The organism is Collinsella sp. BG-O-102, assembly GCF_023656745.1.
In the GTDB taxonomy this organism is placed as follows: Bacteria; Actinomycetota; Coriobacteriia; order Coriobacteriales; family Coriobacteriaceae; genus Collinsella.
The window spans coordinates 21339-42537 of record NZ_JAMOKO010000007.1; the positions used below are offsets into that span (position 1 = coordinate 21339).

Sequence of the window (21199 nt, forward strand, 5' to 3'; positions counted from 1 at the left end):
ACGCCACAGCTCTGACCTGCGGTTTTATCGATCATTTGTCGCGATGTACTCGGCAAGTTCAAAAAAATCTACTCACTTGCATCCGAAACGCACCAGATAGGCAAAATAACCGCCGCGAGAGGGCCCCAGTCCCTTCGCGGCGGTCATATGCCTCTGATTTTGCGACGATTTTGCCCGTTTGTTATTCGCTATAGCGGGTGGCGATGGCAGCTTGCACCATGCCGGCGCTCATGAGGTAGGTCACCAGGAAGTATCCGCCATAGGCTGCCAGGAAGATTGCACAGGTGAGGCCCACGGTGCCACCGATGCTCATATTTCCGAATATGCTCACCAGCTCGATGATCACCTTAAGTGCCACAAAGGAGTGCGCCAGGCCCACTGCCAGCGGGAACAGGAAGAATACCGCTTGCTGCGCCATCACCGAATGGCGAATCTGGCGGTCCTCACAGCCGATCTGTGCCAGCACACGATAGCTGCGGCTGCCGTCGGCCACGTTGGAGAGTTGCTGGATCGACAGAATCGCCGCGCATGCAACGACCAATACAAAGCCAATGTAGATGGCCAGATAGCTAATCATGCCGTTCATTTGCGCTGCTTGCGTGTACATCTCGGAGCGTGTGATGAAGATTCCCCATGACCCCGGCTCCTTGCCGTCAACGAGCAGATTGTCGAGCAAAGTGTATTTAATGCTCTCGTCTGCCTCGGTCGTATCCATCCCCTGTTTGTAATTAACGAGCAGGCTACTGGAATACGGCTGCAGATTAAGTTGGGACAACAGCTCGTCGGCAACGACGACGGTACCCGGATTACTGCCCATCGCCGAGTTGGCGATGGCCGCCGTGTCCTTGTCCGACTTATCGGTTGCGGGCTTGAGCTCATGCCCGCCCAAGGTGAGGGTATGGCCGCCGGCCATGTACTTGGTGTACAGGTCGCCCAGCCCACCGCCCATATCACACGTAAGCAGGTACTGGTCGCGGCCAATGCTCACCGGCTCCTCGCCCATCATCTGGCGCAGTTTGTTGTACTGGCTCGCCGGCGTCACAAACAGACCCATCGTATCGGCATTGCTACCCCCGAGCGCCTTGGGGAGCTTTTCGCCCATGGTCTTGCACATCTCACCCGCAGACACCGAAGGATTCGAACCGCCAAACGGGTAACTCAGATACGAATCGATCTGAACATGCTCACCGGCAACATCGGCGATATTGACCTTCTTGCCGGTCTCGTCGTTGTTGTCCGCCGACTTGCCCTTGCCGTGCCATGCGGAGTACAAATCGACCGTTGTATCGGCTAGCACCATGCGGTCGGCTTCAGACGGATTGACATATTCTTTGTAGTAGTCGAGCGTATCGGGCGTGTAATAGACATACGTCTGAGACACGTCAACAGGGTTATAGCGCTCCAGGTTTTCGTTCATCACATTGGCAATCGACATACCGCACGTCACCGAGGTGATGGCCAAAAACAGGAGCATCGCGATGACGCCCATCGAAAAGCACACCGTGTTGACCTTGGCCGCAAGCTGGCGCACGGTAAACATGTTGAGGCCGCGCCAATACACGCTGCGCAGGCTCTGCAGCAGCTTGATGAGCATGCCCGAGAGTCCCCAGAACAGGGCAAAGGTGCCCACGGTAACCATAGCGGTCGTAATACCAAACTGGTTCATGGCCTCTTGCAGCTTGCTGTCCGTCGCGGTTAGCGGGAACCCATCACGTAGCAGACGGTAATAGGCCACGCCCACAAGCACCACGCCCACGGCAAAGATGGCAATCGCGATCCAGGGGTTGCGTGTCTTGATGCTCTCGTTGCGACGCTCGGCACCCATAAGCTCGATGAGTTTGGTACGACGCACGGCGCGAAGGTTCAGCAGTAGCGTGAGCACAAACATTACGAGCATGCAGGCAAGGGTCAGATTGAACGCATGCACCGAGAAAAAGAAGTGGAAATTGGCAATCTGTGTCTTAAAGAGCGAGGCCGTAAAGAACGTCATGAGCTGGGAGAGTCCCATACCCAGCACAATGCCGGCGACAAAGGCCACGACCGAGACGATCACGGTCTCGAGCGCCATGATCGTGGCGACGCGCCCGCGCCCCATGCCGAGCACCTGGTACAGGCCAAACTCCTTCTTGCGGCGTTTCATGATGAAGTTATTGGCATACACCATCAAAAAGGCCATGACACCGGCCAAAAAGTACGTCAGGTCGCCGAGCATGCTGCCCATAACCTGCGCCAAGCCCTCTTCATCGATGCCGGCGATGTCGACCTGCATCGAGATGGTGTTAAAGGCATAGAAGACCGTGACGCCCAGGGTGAGCGTCAAAAGGTAGACGAGGTAGTCGCGGCCGGCGCGGCGGACGTTGCCCCAAGCGAGTTTACAGAGCATCGGAGCCCTCACCGCCCATCATGGCAACGACCTCCATAATGCGGTCGAAGAACTCTCGGCGGTCGGTGTCGCCGCGGCGCAGCTCGGTGAAGATCTTGCCGTCGCGGATAAACAGCACACGGCTCGTGTAGCTGGCGGCAAAGCTGTCGTGCGTGACCATGAGCACGGTGGCGCGCAGGCGGCGGTTGAGGGCCTCTAGGCTCTCGAGCAACAGGCGGGCGCTTTTGGAGTCGAGGGCGCCGGTAGGCTCGTCGGCCATGATCATGGTGGGGTCGGTGACGAGCGCGCGAGCCGCGGCAACGCGCTGCTGCTGGCCGCCGGACATCTGGTAGGGATACTTGTCGAGCACCTGACTGATGGACAGGCGCGCTGCCACATCCTGCACGCGGGTCGAGATCTCTGCCGAGTTTGTGCGGGCAATGGTGAGCGGCAGGGCGATGTTCTCGCGTGCCGTGAGCGTATCGAGCAGGTTGGAGTCCTGGAAGATAAAGCCCAGCTCCTCGCGGCGGAACTGCGAAAGCTTAGCCTGCTTCATGCGTGTTACGTTCTGCCCGTTGATGCGGATCGTGCCGCTCGTGGCGCTATCGATGGTCGACACGCAGTTGAGCAACGTCGACTTGCCCGAGCCCGAAGCGCCCATGATGCCAACAAATTCACCGCGGTTGACGGTAAAGCTGACGTCGTTGAGCGCACGGGTCACGTTGCCCAGCGCTCCATATACCTTTTCGAGATGCGCGACCTCCAGTACCGGGGTCGCCATGTGCGTGGTTTGCATACCGAGTCCTTTCTTGCGATTAGTCTACGGCATCTATAGTCGCAAGAAGACGAGTCGGCTACCATCGATATGGCTTACGCTTGCCTTACCGTTGTGTAAGGTAGGGCAGCCAGCCTGCCGCGTGTTGATATTGAGAGAGGACTCCTGTTGAAGACTGTTCATGTTGCCGCTGGGATCATTCGCAAGGATGGATCTGACGAGCTGCTTGCCGTGCAGCGCGGCTATGGCAACATGCAGGGACTTTGGGAGTTTCCCGGTGGCAAGCTCATGCGCGGCGAGTCGCCCGAGGACGCCGTACGCCGCGAGCTCATGGAAGAGCTGCAGGTAAAAGTCACCAACCTGCGCGATTTCTACACCGTTGAGTATGACTACCCCGATTTTCATCTCTCCATGGAGTGCTACTACTGCTCGCTCGCCGATGAATCCGATGAGCCCCAGAAACACGACCGCCAGCTCGATATCCGCTGGATTCCGCGCACCTCGCTTGCCACGGTGGAATGGATGCCCGCCGACAAAGGGCTTATCGATGCTCTGATTGAGTTGAAGGAAGATCGGCTTGAGGCCAACGGCGCCGCCAACGACGCCGAGGCCGCCACGACCGACGAGCCCGCCACCAAACCCAAGCGCGCACCTAAGCGCCGCAGCAAAAAACGTCCCAAGCCCGGTCTGCTCGACGGCATCGACACCTCGGACCTCTCCGCCGACGAGCGTGAGCTCGTGCGCCGTCGCGCCGCCATCAAAAAGTCCATGAAGGGCAACAAGCGCGCCAACACCAAACCCGAGCTACTCGTACGACAGCGCCTGCGCGCAGCAGGCCTTACGGGCTATCGCTTGGAATGGAAGGTTCCCGGCAAGCCCGATATCGCCTTTCCCGGGCGCAAGATCGCCATCTTCGTCAACGGCTGCTTTTGGCACCGCTGCCCCAAGTGCAACCCGAGCCAGCCCAAGCGCAACGTTGAGTTTTGGGAGGCAAAGTTCCGTCGCAACGTCGAGCGCGACCGCGCTGCCATCAACGCACTTACCCAAATGGGCTGGACGCGCATCACCATCTGGGAATGTGAGCTCAAAAAGGACCGCATCGACGCCACCATGGAAAAGGTCATCGAGCAGGTGCGCGCCGCAGAGCCGCAGCGCTAGGAGCGAGCCGTCCACACGCCCCACACAGGCGAGCCACATCCACGTCACAAACCTTAGAAAGCCCTTAAGCTCAAAACCTTTCAAGAGTGTTACTCGATACCTCTGACCTGCAGTTTCATCGTAACATCAAACCAGGTTAAGCCTTTCTTTAGCGCTTCTTTGCAGCAGCCGCGGCATAATACTGCCAACGCACGGGACCTAGCAGCACACCCCGTGCGCAACCTTTTGGTGGACATCGAGGAGGCCGCATAAGCATGCATTCTTCCAATGACGCAGCACAGCAGCCATCCCTAAAACATGCAGACCTTTTCTCCTTCCCCCCGACACAGAGAAACGGCCTCCTCGACTCCCCCACCACAAAAGCAAAACGCTCAACCGATCAGAATCTCAACCTGCGAGCATCCTTCGAAAAGCTCCAAGCAGCCCTAAACAAGTCATTCCCCAACCAAGCCCGGGCATACTAGCCCCTCATCAACAAAGCGCCCCTCGCGCCCCACCCCTTTCCGCCCCAACGCCACAAGGGCGACGACCTCGAGTAGGTCAACCTGGGAGGGACGAGGGCTTAGTTCCCCAATCTTTCCGCAGGGGGCAAAAAGCCTCGCCGCACGAAGTGCGCAGCGAGGCTTTTTGCATGCCCGAGGACGATTGGGGAACTAAGCCCTCGTCCCTCCCCGGGATATATAGCGAGTCGGAGTACCCTTGCTGTTACTCTGCTTTGCCCACGGAGTTGAGGTTGGTCATGCGGATCTTAACCAGCTCGGTGATCTCACGCATGCCCTCCTTGGCCGGCTTCTTGGGATCGAAGCAGGCGGGGTTCTCAGCCATGTAGGCCATGAAGCCCTTGGTGTAGGCCTGACGCAGCTCGGTGGCGTAGTTAACCTTGCAGATGCCGTTCTTCACGGCCTCGGCGACCTGCTCATCGGGCACACCGGAGGTGCCGTGCAGAACCAGCGGCACGTCGACGGCGTCGCGGATGGCCTTGACCACGGACTGCTCGATGTGCGGATCGCTCGTGTACACGCCGTGGCTGGTGCCAACGCCAATTGCGAGGGAGGTGCAGCCGGTACGCTCGACGAACTCCTTGGCCTCGGCCGGATCGGTGTAGGGGCTCTCGCCCTCAACCGCAGGACCGTCGTCCTCCTTGCCGCCAACCTTACCGAGCTCGGCCTCGACGGGCACGCCCATGGCGCGGCCAGCGTCGGCGACGGACTTGGTCAGGGCAATGTTATCCTCGAAGGACTCGTGCGAGCCGTCGATCATGACGGAGGTGTAGCCGGTGCGGAAAGCCTGCATGCAGCGGTCATAGCCGTCGCCGTGATCGAGGTGCAGGGCAACGGGCACGGAAGCGCGCTCGGCGGCAGCCTTGACCATGCCGTAGAAGTAGTCCAGACCAGCGGTCTTGATGGTGCCCGGGGTGGTCTGCATGATGACGGGGGACTTGGTCTCCTCGGCAGCGGCCAGAACGGCCATAACAAACTCGAGGTTCTCGACGTTGAACGCGCCAACGGCGTAATGACCGGCCTGAGCGTCCTTGAGCATCTTTTCGGTGGTAACAAGTGCCATGAGCGTTTGCTCCTCTCCCTCGCCCGCATCTGGACATCGGGCGTAGTTGTTCACAAGGCGTTTTACCTTGCCTTTTTTCGCGCTCATTGTATGAAATTCAGCATCTTTGCATGTGCGAGATATTGAGCCCATGCAGGTCAATACAGTCGTTTTTGAAAAGTAAACGGAAGGAATTGGAGCCGAGTGGGCGTGTTCGATATTGAATTTTGAGCGTTGAGCGTCTTTCTTTTATAGAAAAGATAAGTAATCGAAAGGTGTTTTCTTACTCAAAAAGAAAATGAACGAAAATAGAGTCAACACAATTCCTGCAAATTTAGCCGAGAATGGAGCAAACATGGCCCAAGCTACCAACCGTGCCTTCGCCGATGAGCGTCGTGCCGCCATCATGGAGATGCTTGAGCATAACGCCTCGGTGCAGGTGGCAGAAATTGCCCAGACCTTTGGCGTGTCCTCTGTCACCGCTCGCGCCGACCTGGACGCACTCGCGGAGTCCGGCAAGCTGCGCCGCACGCATGGCGGCGCCGTATCGCTCCACAAGCGTCTGACTGTTTCCACGCAGGATCGCCGCATCAATGTCAACGTCGCCGCCAAGCAGGCCATCGCGCAAAGCGCCATCGAGCTCGTCAATGACGGCGACACGCTGCTCGTTGACTCGGGCACCACGGCGCTCGAGTTCGTCCGGCTCCTCGATCAGCGCGACGGCATCACCGTTATCACGGCCGACATTACCATCGCCGATTACATCGACGAAAGCATGCCCTCGGTCGATGTCGTCATGCTGGGCGGGGCGCTGCGCAAAGGTCATCGCTATCTGTACGGCCCGCTCACTATGCAAGCGCTCCAAATGGTCCACGCCGATCTTGCCGTCATGTGCCCTGGAGCTTTTGTTCCCGGCTGCGGCTTTACGACCGACTTTCCGCAGATGGCCGAGACCAAAGCGGCTATGGTCGGTGCCGCCCGTCAAAGCGTCGCCCTTATGGACGCCAGCAAGGTTAACGGACGCGGCATGTACCGCTTTGCCGAGCTGACCGATGTCGACACCATCGTGATGGACCGTGATCCCGATGGCGCCGTCGCCACCTCAATCGCCGAGACCGTCGACGACGCCCGCCCAAATCTCGTCATCGCCGGCGCTTAAACAAAAACCACCACAAAGGTGCCTGTCCCCTTTGTGGTGGTTTTGCTCGTTAAAAGCGAAATATCGCTACTTGGAAAGCTCGTCGGCGAGGACCTCGATCTGAGCGCGCGAGGCGTCGTTGAGCGAGCCCAGCACGGTCACCTTGTTCTGCGCCAAGGTGATGTCCTTCATGCCCTCGAGCTCCTTGGCCATAACCTTGGCAGCGGTGGGCGCCCAGGAGCCGGCCTCGACGAGTGCCACCGTACGGTTCTGATAGGCGTGCTCGGCAAGCGTATGGATAAAGGTGCTCATGAACGGGAAGATCTCACCCTGATAGGTGATGGAAGCGAGCACCAGACGGTCGTAGCGGAACGCATCCTCAACGGCCTCGGCCATGTCGTCGCGAGCCAGGTCAAAGACGGAGACCTTCTGGCCGCGAGCCTCAAGCGCTGCGGCGAGCTCCTCGACGGCAGCCTTCAGATGGCCATACACACTCGCATAGGCGATCGTGATGCCCTCGTCCTCGGGCTGATAGCTCGACCAGGTGTTATAGGTGTCGAGGTAATAGCCCAGGTTCTCGGTCAGTACGGGGCCGTGGAGCGGACAGATGATCTGAATGTCCAGGTCGGCGGCCTTCTTGAGGACGGCCTGCACGAACTTGCCGAACTTACCGACGATGCCAAAGTAGTAACGGCGCGCTTCGCAAGCCCAGCCCTCGGGATCCTCGATGTCGTTGGCGCCAAACTTGCCAAAACCGTCGGCACTAAAGAGCACCTTGTCGGTGGACTCGTAGGAGAAGAGCACCTCGGGCCAGTGAACATTGGGGGCACCGACAAAGGTTAGGCTGTGGCCGCCCAGGTCGAGCACGTCGCCATCTTTGACGACCATCTTGCGCTCGGGGAAGTCGGTGCCAAAGTAGTTGACCATCATACGGAAGGCGCCCATGCTGGCAACAATCTGCGCCTGGGGATAGCGCTCCATAAAGGCGGCGATGCCGGCGGAGTGATCGGGCTCCATGTGATGGACGATCAGGTAGTCGGGCGTGCGGCCATCGAGCACGGCCTCGAGGTTGCCGAGCCACTCGTCAACAAAACCGCCGTCGACTGAATCGGCGACAGCGATCTTTTCGCCCAAGATAACGTAGCTGTTGTATGCCATGCCGTTCTCGGACACATCGTACTGGCCCTCGAACAGGTCAATGTCGTGATCGTTAACGCCAATGTAGCGGATATCCTTGGTGATCTCCATCAGGCAAAGCCTCCTAGATAGACAAAAGAGCCCGTCTATCATAGCACTCGTCTTCATAGCCACGGCTATCTGCCAGCATCCTTATCGATTGTTATTGAGGCGGAATATATCGCCATTGACCTGCAAAAACTATGTGCGCGGAGCTGCCGTGGTATGTCGAACGATAAGCTGGCCGGGAATACGAATGGCAACGGTTTTGTCCGTTGCCCCCGCCTTGGGAACCGCGTGCTCGAACACCTCGCGTCCACGCTGATGCAAATCGAATCGAACGGTCGTGAGCTCGTTGTGTGCCACAAAATCATCGAGCGAATCGTCGACGCCCACCACGCTCACGTCCTCGGGCACGCGCAGACCGCTATCGCGCAGCGCTGCAATCGCGCCATTTGCCATCTGGTCGTTTGCCGCGTAAATCGCCGTCATGGTGCGATCGTGCTCGGCCAGGTACCTGCCGGCCTCGTAGCCGCTGTTGGCAGACCAGTCGCCCTCGAGCGGCTCTGCCGGCTCGATGTGTTTACGCTCGAGTGCATCCTGCCAACCGGCGCGACGAAATTGCTCGTCGACCGAGAATGACGGGCCGCCAATATAGCGAATCTGCTCGTGCCCTAGCTCAAACAGGTGATCCATAAGCAATAGCGAGCAGCCGTAATGGTCGGAATCGACCGTGGTCACCCGCGGGTGCGCGTACATGGTAACGATGACCGTGCCAATGCCCGGCAGTGGATCAAACGTCTCAAAATCGGGCGCCATGCGACTCATACCGATGATGATGCCGTCCACCGGCAATGCGGCCATACGACGCGTGGCCTCGGCAAGCGAAAACTCCTCGGTCTTGGACATCTCGACCAGCGTGATGGCGCAATTATGCTCGCGAGCAGCGCTGGCGATGCCGTCGATCATTGAGAGGTTGCCAAACTTGGTGACATCGTTGACGCACAGGCCGACCGAATGATAACGGCCGTCGCGCAGCGAGCGACCGGCATAACTCGGACGAAAGCCGAGCTTTTGCATAGCGGCCTGCACGCGCTGGCGCGTCTGCTCGTTAACGTTAGGCAAGCCGTTGGCGACGCGCGAAACCGTCTGCTGCGAAACGCCGGCAGCGCGGGCGACGTCGGCCATGGAGACCGGACGCGAACTGGTATCGTTGGACGGGCGCCTTGCCACAGGATCACCTTCACCCTTGCGAGATCTGAATAGCGTGAATGCCGGCCCGGGCAGAAATACATCCCGCGCCGAGGCCCGCTATCGTCGGACGCATGTTAACGTACTCTACTTTTTCTATCTGCATCTCTTCTGCTTTATAAGTCCATACGGCAGTACCGTTCACGGCTGAATTTCTACCGATTACCAGATTCTCAAAAAGTGACAAGCGATGTGTTATGAGTACGTTAACATAGCCCGTAACGTGCGGTATCGTGAACACTTGGTTCATGCCGCTTTAAGTTGTTAACGTACTCATAACGACGCAAAACCCACCCGGGCGCGCCAAGGAAAGGACTCCCATGACCACCCCCGACGAAAAGACATTCGCCACGCTCACCAAGCTGTTCGAGGAGGAGTTTGGCCCCATCGGCGACCGCCAGGTGCTCTACGTGCACGCGCCCGGCCGCTCCGAGATCAGCGGCAACCACACTGACCACGAGGGTGGCCACGTTATCGCCGGCTCGCTCGATGTCGCCGTCGACGGCATCGCCGTGGCAACCGATTCCAACAAGGTTCGCGTAGCCGACGAGGGCTATCCCACGTTTGAGATCGCGCTCGACACGCTAGACGTTCAGGAGTCCGAGAAGGGCACGTCCGCGAGCCTCGTCCGCGGCATGGCCCACGAAATCGCAGCCCTTGGCGTTGAGCCCAAAGGCTTCGACTTTGCCTTTACCTGCTCCGTCCCCTCGGGCGGCGGCCTTTCCAGCTCTGCCGCCGTCGAAGCCGCGTACGGTCGTGCCATGGAGACGCTCTGGGGCGCGCCCGCCATTGAGCCCGTCACGCTCGCCCAGATGAGCCAGCGCACCGAGAACAACTATTACGGCAAGCCCTGCGGTCTGATGGACCAGGCCGCCGTTTGCTTGGGCGGCCTCGCCTACATGGACTTTGAGGATCAGGCTCAGCCTAAAACCCAGAAGCTCGAGCTCAACTTTGAGGATCACGGTTATGCTCTCGTGCTCGTTAAGGTCGGTGCCGACCACGTGGCCGCCACCGAAGACTACGCCGCCGTTCCGCGCGAGATGCAGGACGTCGCCGCCGAGTTTGGCAAGGCACGCCTGTGCGAGGTAAACGTGGCGGACTTTGACGCCAAGCTCCCCGAGCTGCGCGCCAAGCTGGGCGACCGCGCCTGCCTGCGCGCCGTTCACTACTGGTACGAAAACGGCCTGGTCGATAAGCGCTGGGCTGCCCTGAACGCCGGCGACATCGATCAGTTCCTGGTCCTGACGCGCGAGTCCGGCGCCAGCTCTGCCATGTACCTACAGAATGTCGTTGCCAAGCTGGGCTCCGAGCAGCCCTCGATGTATGCCCTGGCACTGGCCGAGCACGTGCTCGACGGCCGTGGCGCCGTCCGTATCCACGGTGGCGGCTTTGGTGGCACCATCCAGGCCTTCGTGCCGCTCGACCTGGTCGACACCTTTATCACCAAGATGAACGGCTGGCTGGGCGAGGGCTCTGCCCGCCACTACGCAATTTCTGACAAGGGGGCTTACGCGGCATGGCTGTAATGACTGACGTGCGCGAGGCCGCGCAGAACCTGATCGAGTACGCTATCCACCGATCGATGATCGGCCAGGACGATCGCATCTGGGCGTATAACACCATTCTCGAGTGCATCGGTGCTACGGGCCCGGCGCTCGACATGGCCTGGGCGCTCCAGGCCGAAAAACTCTCGCTCTTGCACCCCGACACCCTGCCCAACTTTGACCTTGAAGGCACACTTGCCGCGCTTGCCGAGGCGGCTGTTGCCAACGGCGCCGCCGAGGACACGGCATCGGGCCGCGACCGCATCGCCATGCGCATCATGGGCGCGCTCATGCCAAGGCCTTCGGTTGTAAACGAGGAGTTCAACGGACGCATGGGCGTCAACGAGCCCCGCGCCGCGACCGACTGGTTCTACGGCCTGTGCTGCGACGCCGGCTACGTGCGCCGTGCCGCCATCGCGCGCAACATCAAATGGAGCACCCCCACCAACTGGGGCGACCTCGAGATTACCATCAACCTGTCAAAGCCCGAAAAGGACCCGCGCGATATTGCCGCGGCCGGCGCCGCCAAAAACACGGGCGAGAAGTATCCCGCCTGCCAGCTCTGCATCGAAAACGAAGGCTATCCCGGACGCTCCGCTGCAGCCGACGGCGGCGCCCATCCCGCCCGCCAGAATCTGCGCGTTATCCCCATTAAGCTCGACGGCGAGCGCTGGGGCTTCCAATACAGCCCGTACGCGTACTTTAACGAGCACTGCATTGCCATGAGCTCCGAGCATCGTCCGATGCACGTCGACCGCAAGGGGCTGACCTGCCTGCTCGACTTTGTCGACCTGTTCCCGCACTACTTCATTGGCTCCAACGCCGACCTGCCCATCGTGGGCGGCTCGATTCTGTCGCACGACCACTTCCAGGGCGGCGCGCACGAGTTCCCCATGATGCACGCCGCCGAGGTCTCGCAGTTTAGCGTGCCGGGCTTTGACCAGGTCATCGGTACCGTGTTACAGTGGCCGCTTTCGGTGCTGCGACTACGATCGCACGACCGCGCCCAGCTGCTCGACGCCGCCGAGAAGATTATCCTTGCCTGGCGCGAGTGGACCGATGAGTCGGTTGGCGTCATCGCACACACGGCCGACGGCGTGGCCCACAACACCGTGACGCCCGTCATCCGCCGCGTCGACTCCCGCGGCAACGCCGGCGGCGAAATCTACGAGGCCTACCTGGCGCTTCGCTGCAACATCACGACCGACGAGCATCCGCTGGGCGTATTCCATCCGCATGCTGAGTACCACCACATCAAAAAGGAGAACATCGGCCTGATCGAGGTCATGGGCCTGGCCATTTTGCCGCCGCGCTTGGTTCCCGAGCTCGGCGCTGTCCGCGAGCACCTGCTGGCGGCCAAGGCAGATGCCAGCTACGACCTTGCCGGCGCGCTCGAGGGCGACGACCTTTGCCGCAGCCACGCCGCATGGGCTGAGGACGTCTTTGCCCGCCGCGCCGACGAGCTTACGGCCGACAACGCCATCGACATCCTGCACGAAGAGGTCGGCGTGGTGTTTGGCCACGTGCTCGACAACGCCGGCGTCTTTAAGTGGGACGAGGCAGGACGCGCCGCCCAACAGCGCTTTATCGACTCGCTATAGCATGCGAGCTCGAACGCACGCACTCAACAAATAGCGTCTACACGACAACGGCGCCCGCCGGCAACATCACCGACGGGCGCCGTTTTTGAGTGTAGTCATTGGGGTCATTCTTAAGGGGCGTTCTTAAACGACTAGTCATTAAAGAGCGTCCCCAATGACTATTTGCGACCAAGGCAACGCCGGTGTCTTGGCAACGACAGCGAAAACGCCCCTAAGCGAGCAAGGTGACGTGAAAGAGGAGGGCATTGACCTTTTGGTCATGCCCGACGATTGAACGTCAGATTGCCGCTTAGGGGCGTTTGCAGCGTCGCGCCGTTACGCGGTTTGGTAAAACCGCGTAACCCTACAGTTCAGTCACGACAACGCTGTTGTAGACCTCGTCCCAGCGGTCCATGACCAGGTGGCCGGTCTTGGGATCCATGGCGTTGAGCTTGCCGCAGGTATTGGCGGTCTTGAGCACCGTGACGTCGTCGGCACCAGCAGCAATGGCATGCGCAAAACCGGCAATGGTCGAGTCACCGGAACCCGTCGCGTTCACAGCCGCAATCGCGGGCGTCTTGGCGCGGAACGCGCGGCCCTCATGGAAGCCCACCGAACCGGCAGCGCCCATCGAAACGACAACCCAGGGGATACCGGCAAAACGGTCATCGGCGGCAAGCGCCTCGCGCAGGGCATCGACATCATCGGTCGTAAAGGACGTACCCAGCAGGCCGTTAATCTCGGTCAGGTTGGGCTTTACGAGCTCAGGCTTAGCGTCGGACTCCAGCGCGGCCTCCAGCGATGCACCCGAGGTGTCGAGCAGCACCTTGGCGCCCGCCTCCTCGGCAATCTTGACGAGCTCGGCATAGTAGCCGGCATCGACACCACGCGGCAGCGAGCCCGAAAGCGTCACAACGTCCGCCTTTGCTGCAAGCTCGGCGAATTTTGCCGTAAAGGCCTCGAGCTCGGCCGGGGCGATCTGCGGGCCGCTCTCCAAAAGCTCGGTCTGATTACCCTCGTGCAGAATATTCAGGCAAATGCGCGTCTCACCGGCGATGGGCACAAAGTCGTTCTTGACGCCGTCGGCATCCATAAGCTCGGCCATATAGGCACCCATGTGGCCGCCGAGCAGACCGGTCGCGAGCACATCGTCGCCCAACTGCAGCAGCACACGGCTCACGTTAAGGCCCTTGCCGCCAGCGGTCTTTTCGGGCGTCACGCGGTTTACATCGTCGATGATCAGCTTGTCGAGCTGATAGCGCGTATCAATCGACGGGTTCATGGTAACGGTCAGAATCATATTGAACTCCTGTTTCCGGGGCACGACACGCGCGGCCCCAAACATACGATAGCTCGTTAAAGGATCTCGATCTCAAAGCCGCGGGTAACGGTCTCCCCCGGCTTGGCCACCAGGCAGCCGCGCTTGTGCTCCAGGATATCGTCCTCGTCGGAGCAGGTGGACAGGCCGCCCCACGGTTCCACGGCCACAAAGTCACCCTCGGGCTTGCTCCACACAATCAGGTACGGCATATCGGGGAACGTCAGTCGCACGCCCTTGTCCTCGGTCTTCTTGGTCAGCGTAACCACGCGGCTCTCGAGCACGTCAAAGATGGTCTCCGCGAAGTCAAAGAGTTCGTGGGTCAGCGGCAGGTCATGGCCAACCATCGGGTTCTTGCTGCGATGCTCAACATCAATCAGGCCCGTCGAGGGAACGGCAGTACAGAGCTCGGCGGCCTCGCGCTGCTCAAAACGGAGCTCGTAGTCGTCATAGGACTCGCCCTCGTCAAGCGGGCACTTAAAGCCAGGGTGACCGCCCACAAAGAACGGCATGTCCTCGGTGCCCTCATTGGTCACCTCGTACGACACGGCCACCTTCTCCGCATCGATCGTGTAACGAGCAACGATCTTAAACGGATACGGGTACTGCTCGAGCAACTCGGCATGGTCGGCAGAGCTTAGACTCAGCGCAACCATGTTGTCGCTCTGCTCCTCGAGCTTCCACTCCTGTTTGCGCGCAAAGCCGTGGCGGGCGAACTTTACCTCGCGGCCGCCCATGGTCATTGCGTGACCATCACGAAGGCCGCCGCAGATCGGGAAGCAAATGGGTGCCTGGCCCGACCAGACCGAAGGATCGCCCTGCCACAGGTACTCGCGACCGTTGGCTTTAATCGAAGTGAACGATCCGCCAGCCGTGCTCAGTACCACGCGAACAGAACCGTTATCAAGAACAAACTCCATAGGAGCCTTCCCTTTCTTACGACAGCCCGCCAAGTCAATAGGGCTGATAGAAAACCGGCTCGCGCCCCCTCACAGAAACGCGAGCCGTCAACGGACTAGTTAATTACGCCGGATACCCGCTAATCGTGGTATTCGCCGCGGTCCCACTTCTCGAGGAACTCGTCAAAGAAGTGCGGGTCAGCCTGAGCCTCGGCATCGGCCTTATTGCAGGCATCGATCTTGGCGATCAGGGCATCGTGCTCGGGGGTCTTCTCGTAGGGCTCCTCCAGGAAGGCAAGCATGATATCGGCCATCAGGAACTCGCCGGTGATCTTGCCGCCAAAGCCCACGATGTTGGCGTTGAGCTCGCGACGAGCGTACAGGGCAGAGGTCATGTCGCGAACCAGGGCGCAGCGGGCGCCGGGAACCTTGTTGACGGCGTTGGTGATGCCAATGCCGGTGCCGCACAGGGCCACGCCAAAGTCGGCCTTGCCGCTGGCAACAGCCTCGCCCACGGCCTTACCGTAGATGGGATAGTGCGTACGGGTGTGGCTGTAGGTGCCGCAGTCGAGCACCTTGTAGCCAGCCTGCTCCAGGCGGTCGGCCAGATAGATCTTCTCGTCCGTAACGATATGGTCGCAACCGATTGCGATGGTCTTCTTCATCAGAACGTCCTTTCGTCTGAATTCACAAGTTGAGGTAGAAGTTCGAGTTCTCGGTGGCTCTCGTTAGGCCATCTTGTTGAGCATGTCGACACGGATCTGGTGACGGCCGCCGGCGTACTGGGCGCGCAGGAACTCGCGGGCGATCTTCTTGGCGACCTCGGTGCCCACAACGCCCGGGCCCATGGTGACCATGCGCGAGCCGTTGTGCTCGCGGGTCATGTAGGCGGAACGCTCGTCGGAAATGTTGGCGACGACCATGCCCTTGATCTTGACGGCGGCCATATAGGAGCCGACGCCGTACTTATCGAATGCGAAGCCCTGGGAATCCTTGTGCTCCAGCAGGTCCTTGGCAACGGCGGTCGCGGAATCGACAAAGTCCGCGGCAGGGGTCTCGGAATAGTCGACGACCTCGTGACCGTCGGCGATGAGCATCTCCTTGATGGACTCCTTCATCGACATACCGTCGGCATCGGAAGCGATTACAACCCTCATGACATCCTCCTTGAGAGATACGCAGGTGCGTAGTTTCTGTTTGGAAGTGTTGAATCGCGTTCAGGTCCGGGCATCTGAATGTGCGGTTCTTCACTGTTCATGTTTATTTGAACACATTCGAACAGTAACTGCAACAATTATTTGTTTGTCTTTGTTCTTTTTTGAACAAATACCGTCCACGGATGATTGCTGACCGTTTGGACCGGGCGCGGACGTAGCGACCATGTGTTCAACAAACAAAAGGGCGGCCGAGAACTCGTCTCGGCCGCCCTTCTTACGGTTGATCTTCCAAGGATCGCCTTGCCGCCTACTCAGACTGCCCGCTCTTCTTGGCATGTCTGGACGGAGCGCTCAGGAAACGACCCGTCAGATAGTTCGCGGGACCGGAGATATCGATCCCCAGCAGCACGTGTCCTAGCCACAGGAACGCCACGAGCACCAGTAGAGGAATCACACACGAGGTCACGATCATCACGATGACGCCTTCGATCAGATCGGTCACCTGATGCACGATCTCATCGGTCATCTGCTTGGCACCGCCGGTCACCGACGTAACAAGGCTCGAGGCCCCGTCAGTCAACTGCTCGAGCACGTTTTTGGACTCCTTGGCCTCGGATTTTTTCTTGTTCGATTTCGAGCTGGTCTCGGCTGACTTGTCCGTGGCATCAGCCGTCTTTGCGGCATCGCTCGCCTTTTGCTCAGCTTGCTCAAGACTTACGCGATACGTTTCATCGACCTTCTGCGACACCCATACGCTTGCAGGCACCAACGCCATGCCGATCGTGGCGACCACCAGCACGCGAGTCGCCACGCGGCGCAGGACGGCGCTCGTGCTCCAGCGCCCGTGAATGCCGAGCGACACCGCAAGGAGCACCAGCGCAAACGGGATCAGGATGCCCAGGCCAACCGACCACAAAATGGTCAGCAGGTATTTCTCGAGGTAGAGCACGGCAAGCACGATGCCCAAGTTACCCGAAAGCTGCGCGAGCTGCTCGGCAACCGGCGTTCCCGTATCGCCCGGCAGCGCAGTGATACCCGCAGATAGGGCGACGCACGAGGTCGTGAGCGCCAAAACATTGCCCTTCTTTTGATCGATGACCTCGATGGTGGAGTCCCAAGTCTTGGTATCGGCGAAATGCGGACGAGCTACAAAGCCCGACAGCAGCGCCAGTACCACGAGCGCAACGATAAAGCCAATCTGCAGCTTTTTGTTTGCGCACACGACATCGGACAGACTGGGCTGCAGCTCGGTTACCGTCGTGTGCTCGGTTATCTGGACAGGACGCCCATGAGCCATCTCGTGCGCGTCTCTTTTTTGTATTGACCCGTTATCCGGCATTTGGATACCTCCTCAGTCCGGGGCTTAATGCGAAAGGAAGTATACCCACCGAGCAAAAAACGAACGGGAAGACGAACAGAGCGCACCAAGACTGTCCCCAATGACTATCTCCGGATGAGTTGCGGTGGAATAGGGATTGTTTTGCGCCCGTCGGCCCCTATTCAGTCCCTATTTCACCGCAACTTGGAGGAGGACAGAAAAAGCCCTGTCGCGAGTCTGCGGCAGAGCTTTTGGAAGGGGACTTGGTTGTGAGGGCTCGTTAGGCGAGCTTGGCCTCGAGCTCGGCGATGCGCTTGTAGGCATCGATGGTAAAGCGGGTCTGCTTCTCCAGGATCATAGTGGTCATGAGGGTGTCCTGAGCGTGAGCCATGATGAAGGTCATTTCCATCTCGCCACCGCCGGCCTCCTGCGAAAGCAGTTTGGTCTGCGTGTCGTGGGCACCGATGAGCGCATCGCTGGCATCCTTGTGCAGCTGTTCGGCCTTCTCAAAGTCACCCTCGCGAGCAGCATCGAGCGCTGCAAGCAGATCGGTCTGGGCGTCACCTGCATATGCGACGATCTCGAATCCAACCATCGAGATTTCTTCTTTGGTTGCCATATTGCGTTCCTTTCACATATGAACCAATGGAGAGCATCGCGTCCGGGCATACGCGCTGCGTTGTGTATGACAGAAACAATAACATTCAAACAAAAAAGAACAGCTCAAAACGTAATTTCGAACTATGAACGGTCACTTTTCGCCCGTGAACGGTTTTTAAACCAATCTGAACAATATCGAACACAATTAGCGGCAACCCAAACAGGGCCGCACCCTAACGCAAATCGCGCACCGTATCGCCCTCTACAAGCACACCGGGGATCAGCATGTGCTCCACGCCAGACGCACCCCCATCGGCGCCGGCAATCTTGTCGACCGCCCACATGCCGACGCGCTTGTTGTCAAAGCGCACCGTGGTCAGGCGACGGTCGGGCACGATATCGCCCAGGCTGTCATCAACACCCACCACGCTCACGTCCTCGGGCACACGCCTTCCGCACGACTCGAGCCCGCGAATGCAGCCGTATGCCATGGCATCGTTGGAAGCATAAATGGCCGTACAGGTCGGATCTTCCGCCAGAGCCTGACCGGCAGCATATCCGCTCTGTGCCGTCCAATCCCCACGGACGAGTCGCGGCGGCTCAATTCCATGCGCGCGCAATGTCTCGCGCCAGCCTTCCTCGCGCCGCATGCCCGAAAGCGAGCGCTCGGGACACGAGATAAAGTGCACGGTCTTGTGCCCCTGCTCCAGCAAGTACTCGACCACCTGGCGCGAGCAATCGAACTGGTCGTTATCGACCGTTGAACAGAGCGGGTGCTCCAACATCGTAACGAGCACCGTCTGCATGCCGGGCAGCGGCTCAAAAGTGCCAAAGTCTGCCGGCATGCGATTCATGATCACAACCATACCGTCCACTGGCAGTGCGCTCATGCGCGACGATGCGCTCTCGAGGGTATACGGATGCCCGTCTACTTTAGTGAGGGTGATGGCATAGCCGTGCTTATCGGCCGCGGCGGCAAAGCCCTCCATACGGTCGAGATTGCCGGTGCCGGTAATGTTGAACATGGCGACGCCGACGGTCTTAAACTTACCGCGGCGCAGCGATCGACCGGCAAAATTGGGGCGATACCCCAGCTCGCGCATGGCGGCACGCACGCGTTCCTTGGTCTCGGGGCGCACGCTGGGCGAATCGTGCACGGTGCGCGAGACCGTCTGCTCCGAGACGCCCGCGAGGCGCGCTACGTCTTTGACGGATACCGATTTTTTAACAGCGGCCATAGGTCGATCTTTCTATGTCAACGATGCCATTGGTGGCACCTTGCGCAGTCATTTTTAACGCCTTCAAGTATATCCAACGCCTCCCCCACCATACGCTCACCACCCAAAACCTACCGTTCACCGACATTTTTGCTTCCCCGAACGGCTTTTGTCGCCCAAATGTTAACGTTGCCATTGTGCAAACACAGAGCCACCGGGCGGCTCAAACGTTTACGCGCAAGGAATCGACGGTCCACAGGCACAGGGGCCATCGGTTCGCGTCTTATTTTGTGTCGCAAAATGGCAACGTCAACATTTTGGCAACCAAACGTCAAAAGCTACCATCGTTGCCAACCCACCGACTCTTAGGAGCTTTGCATGGAGCAACTCATCGCCATCATCGAAAAGGGGCAGCCCTTTTTCAACGCGATCGCCCGCAACAAGTACCTCAAGGCGATCCGCGACGGTTTTATCTCCGTCATCCCCATCATCATCTTCTCGTCCATCTTCTGCCTGGTAGCCTCGGTTCCCAATATCTGGGGTTTCTACTGGCCCGATGACATCAACAACGCCCTGTGGAAGTGCTACAACTACTCCATGGGCATCCTGGCCATCGCCTGTGCCGCCACCACGGCCAAGCACTTCGCCGACGCTCAGAACCGCGATCTGCCCAAGAACAACCAGATCAACTTCATCTCGTGCATGTGCGCGGCCATCATCGGCTTCTTGCTCCTTTCGAGCGACACGATCGCCACGGACGCTGCCAGCGGCTTCAACACCACCTACCTTGGTTCCAAAGGCCTGCTGACCGCCTTTATCGCTGCGTTTGTGACCGGCATCATCTACAAGTTCTTCATTAAGCGCAACATCACCGTCAAGATGCCCGAGCAGGTTCCGCCCAACATCTCGCAGACCTTTAAGGACATCATCCCCTTCTCCGTCTGCATCACCGTCTTTTGGGTCTTTGACATCGCCTTCCGCGCTGCTTTTGGCTTCTGCTTTGCCCAGGGCGTCATCCAGGTGTTCCAGCCCCTGTTCACCGCTGCCGACGGCTACATCGGCCTCGCTGTGATCTACGGCGCTATGAGCCTGTTCTGGTTCGTCGGCGTCCACGGCCCCTCGATCGTCGAGCCCGCCATCGCCGCCGCCCTCGTTGCCAACATGACCGACAACCTGGCTGCGTTCCAGGCCGGCCAGCACGCTTCCGCTGTCCTGACCCAGGGTGCCCAGTACTTCGTCGTCTGCATGGGCGGCACCGGCGCCACGCTCGTCCTGGTCTTTATGTTCTGCTTCCTGGCCAAGTCTCAGGAGATGCGCGCCGTCGGTAAGGCCGCCATCGTCCCCGTCTGCTTTGCCGTCAACGAGCCGCTGCTGTTCGCCGCGCCCATCGTGCTCAACCCCGTCTTCTTTGTCCCGTTTGTCTTTGCCCCGATCGCCAACATCTGGATCCTCAAGATCTTTATCGACTTCTTGGGCATGAACGGCTTTATGTACACCCTGCCTTGGACCGTCCCCGGCCCCATCGGCACCATCATGGGCCTGGGCTTCCAGCCGCTCGCTTTTGTGATGCTCGCCCTTATCCTGGTCGTCGACTTCGTTCTGTACTACCCGTTCTTCCGTGCCTATGACGCCCAGAAGTGCGCCGAGGAGGCCGAGATCTCCCAGGAGGAGCTCGCCGCCAAGAACGCCGAGAAGGCCGCCAAGCTCAACGATGCCTTCCAGGGCAAGGCTGACGCCAAGAGCGTTGCCGCCGGCGCTGCTGCCGAGGCCGTGAAGGCCGACTCCCCCGCCGCTTCCGCAGCACCCGCTGCCGAGACAACGACCGCCAGCGACCTCAACGGCAAGCGCGTGCTCGTGCTCTGCCAGGGCGGCGGAACCTCGGGCCTGCTCGCCAACGCGCTGGCCAAGGCCGCCAAGGAGCGCGGCATTAACCTCGAGACCGCTGCCGAGGCCTATGGCAACCACGTGGACATGCTCCCCGACTTTGACCTGGTCGTCCTGGCCCCGCAGGCCGCAAGCTACCTGGCCGACCTGCAGAAGGACTGTGAGCGCGTGGGCAACAAGTGCGTCGCCTGCCGTGGCAAGCAGTACATCGAGCTCTCCCAGAACGGCGACAAGTCTCTCGCCTTCGTGAGTGAGCAACTTTCGAAGTAAGTAACGCCCA

Annotated in this window: 17 protein-coding genes; 5 read left to right on the top strand and 12 right to left on the bottom strand. The window is 59.6% G+C overall.

Features of this window, described 5'->3' with window-relative positions:
- Positions 1-181 precede the first annotated feature (181 nt).
- Together NBH09_RS04820 and NBH09_RS04825 are read right to left on the bottom strand one after the other, a co-directional pair.
- Positions 182-2383, bottom strand: a complete 2202-nt coding sequence (locus NBH09_RS04820) for an FtsX-like permease family protein (protein WP_250787234.1) — start codon at positions 2381-2383, stop codon at positions 182-184.
- Positions 2373-3158, bottom strand: a complete 786-nt coding sequence (locus NBH09_RS04825) for an ABC transporter ATP-binding protein (RefSeq protein ID WP_138113281.1) — start codon at positions 3156-3158, stop codon at positions 2373-2375. Before NBH09_RS04825 ends, NBH09_RS04820 begins: the two co-directional genes overlap by 11 nt.
- A gap of 147 nt (positions 3159-3305) precedes the next feature.
- Here NBH09_RS04825 and vsr point away from each other — a divergent pair, with 147 nt between their 5' ends.
- Positions 3306-4295 carry a DNA mismatch endonuclease Vsr gene (vsr, locus tag NBH09_RS04830; RefSeq protein WP_138113283.1) on the top strand — a complete coding sequence of 330 codons (990 nt, stop codon included), beginning with the start codon at positions 3306-3308 and terminating at the stop codon, positions 4293-4295.
- A 705-nt stretch (positions 4296-5000) separates the two neighbouring features.
- Here the strand turns inward: vsr and NBH09_RS04835 are convergent.
- Positions 5001-5858, bottom strand: a complete 858-nt coding sequence (locus tag NBH09_RS04835; protein ID WP_022095149.1) for a class II fructose-bisphosphate aldolase — start codon at positions 5856-5858, stop codon at positions 5001-5003.
- Positions 5859-6192: 334 nt separating this feature from the next.
- Between NBH09_RS04835 and NBH09_RS04840 the strand changes: the two genes are divergently transcribed.
- A complete protein-coding gene (locus NBH09_RS04840) occupies positions 6193-6996 on the top strand; it encodes a DeoR/GlpR family DNA-binding transcription regulator (RefSeq protein WP_138113285.1) in 804 nt (267 codons plus the stop codon).
- Between the two features lie 66 nt (positions 6997-7062).
- Here NBH09_RS04840 and NBH09_RS04845 read toward each other — a convergent pair whose 3' ends face one another.
- Positions 7063-8223, bottom strand: a complete 1161-nt coding sequence (locus NBH09_RS04845) for an FprA family A-type flavoprotein (RefSeq protein WP_175406075.1) — start codon at positions 8221-8223, stop codon at positions 7063-7065.
- Positions 8224-8352: 129 nt separating this feature from the next.
- Complete coding sequence (locus tag NBH09_RS04850) at positions 8353-9339, bottom strand: LacI family DNA-binding transcriptional regulator (RefSeq protein WP_052044120.1); 987 nt, start codon at positions 9337-9339, stop codon at positions 8353-8355.
- Positions 9340-9722: 383 nt separating this feature from the next.
- On the opposite strand from NBH09_RS04850, the gene NBH09_RS04855 reads away from it, so the two are divergent.
- Both NBH09_RS04855 and NBH09_RS04860 read left to right on the top strand, forming a co-directional pair.
- A complete protein-coding gene (locus NBH09_RS04855; RefSeq protein ID WP_138113289.1) occupies positions 9723-10928 on the top strand; it encodes a galactokinase in 1206 nt (401 codons plus the stop codon).
- Positions 10919-12547 (top strand): UDP-glucose--hexose-1-phosphate uridylyltransferase, encoded by a 1629-nt coding sequence (locus tag NBH09_RS04860; protein ID WP_217495577.1) that lies wholly within the window; start codon positions 10919-10921, stop codon positions 12545-12547. Before NBH09_RS04855 ends, NBH09_RS04860 begins: the two co-directional genes overlap by 10 nt.
- A 343-nt stretch (positions 12548-12890) precedes the next feature.
- On the opposite strand, the gene NBH09_RS04865 is transcribed toward NBH09_RS04860, so the two are convergent.
- From NBH09_RS04865 to NBH09_RS04895, 7 genes are all read right to left on the bottom strand, one after another.
- Positions 12891-13826, bottom strand: coding sequence for a hexose kinase (locus NBH09_RS04865; RefSeq protein WP_117746107.1), 936 nt, complete (start codon positions 13824-13826; stop codon positions 12891-12893).
- Between the two features lie 56 nt (positions 13827-13882).
- Complete coding sequence (locus NBH09_RS04870; protein WP_138113291.1) at positions 13883-14764, bottom strand: aldose 1-epimerase family protein; 882 nt, start codon at positions 14762-14764, stop codon at positions 13883-13885.
- Between the two features lie 119 nt (positions 14765-14883).
- A complete protein-coding gene (gene lacB, locus NBH09_RS04875; protein WP_006234831.1) occupies positions 14884-15408 on the bottom strand; it encodes a galactose-6-phosphate isomerase subunit LacB in 525 nt (174 codons plus the stop codon).
- Positions 15409-15471: 63 nt separating this feature from the next.
- On the bottom strand, positions 15472-15900 hold the full coding sequence (gene lacA, locus NBH09_RS04880) for a galactose-6-phosphate isomerase subunit LacA (RefSeq protein WP_006234830.1): 429 nt from the start codon (positions 15898-15900) through the stop codon (positions 15472-15474).
- 307 nt (positions 15901-16207) lie between these two features.
- On the bottom strand, positions 16208-17197 hold the full coding sequence (locus NBH09_RS04885; RefSeq protein ID WP_250787235.1) for a hypothetical protein: 990 nt from the start codon (positions 17195-17197) through the stop codon (positions 16208-16210).
- 301 nt (positions 17198-17498) lie between these two features.
- Complete coding sequence (locus NBH09_RS04890) at positions 17499-17837, bottom strand: PTS lactose/cellobiose transporter subunit IIA (protein ID WP_006234827.1); 339 nt, start codon at positions 17835-17837, stop codon at positions 17499-17501.
- Positions 17838-18051: 214 nt separating this feature from the next.
- A complete protein-coding gene (locus NBH09_RS04895; protein ID WP_250787236.1) occupies positions 18052-19056 on the bottom strand; it encodes a LacI family DNA-binding transcriptional regulator in 1005 nt (334 codons plus the stop codon).
- 357 nt (positions 19057-19413) lie between these two features.
- Here NBH09_RS04895 and NBH09_RS04900 point away from each other — a divergent pair, with 357 nt between their 5' ends.
- The gene (locus NBH09_RS04900) at positions 19414-21189 is read left to right on the top strand and encodes a lactose/cellobiose PTS transporter subunit IIB (RefSeq protein WP_022094686.1); all 1776 of its coding nucleotides are present in this window, start codon (positions 19414-19416) and stop codon (positions 21187-21189) included.
- Positions 21190-21199: the final 10 nt, after the last annotated feature.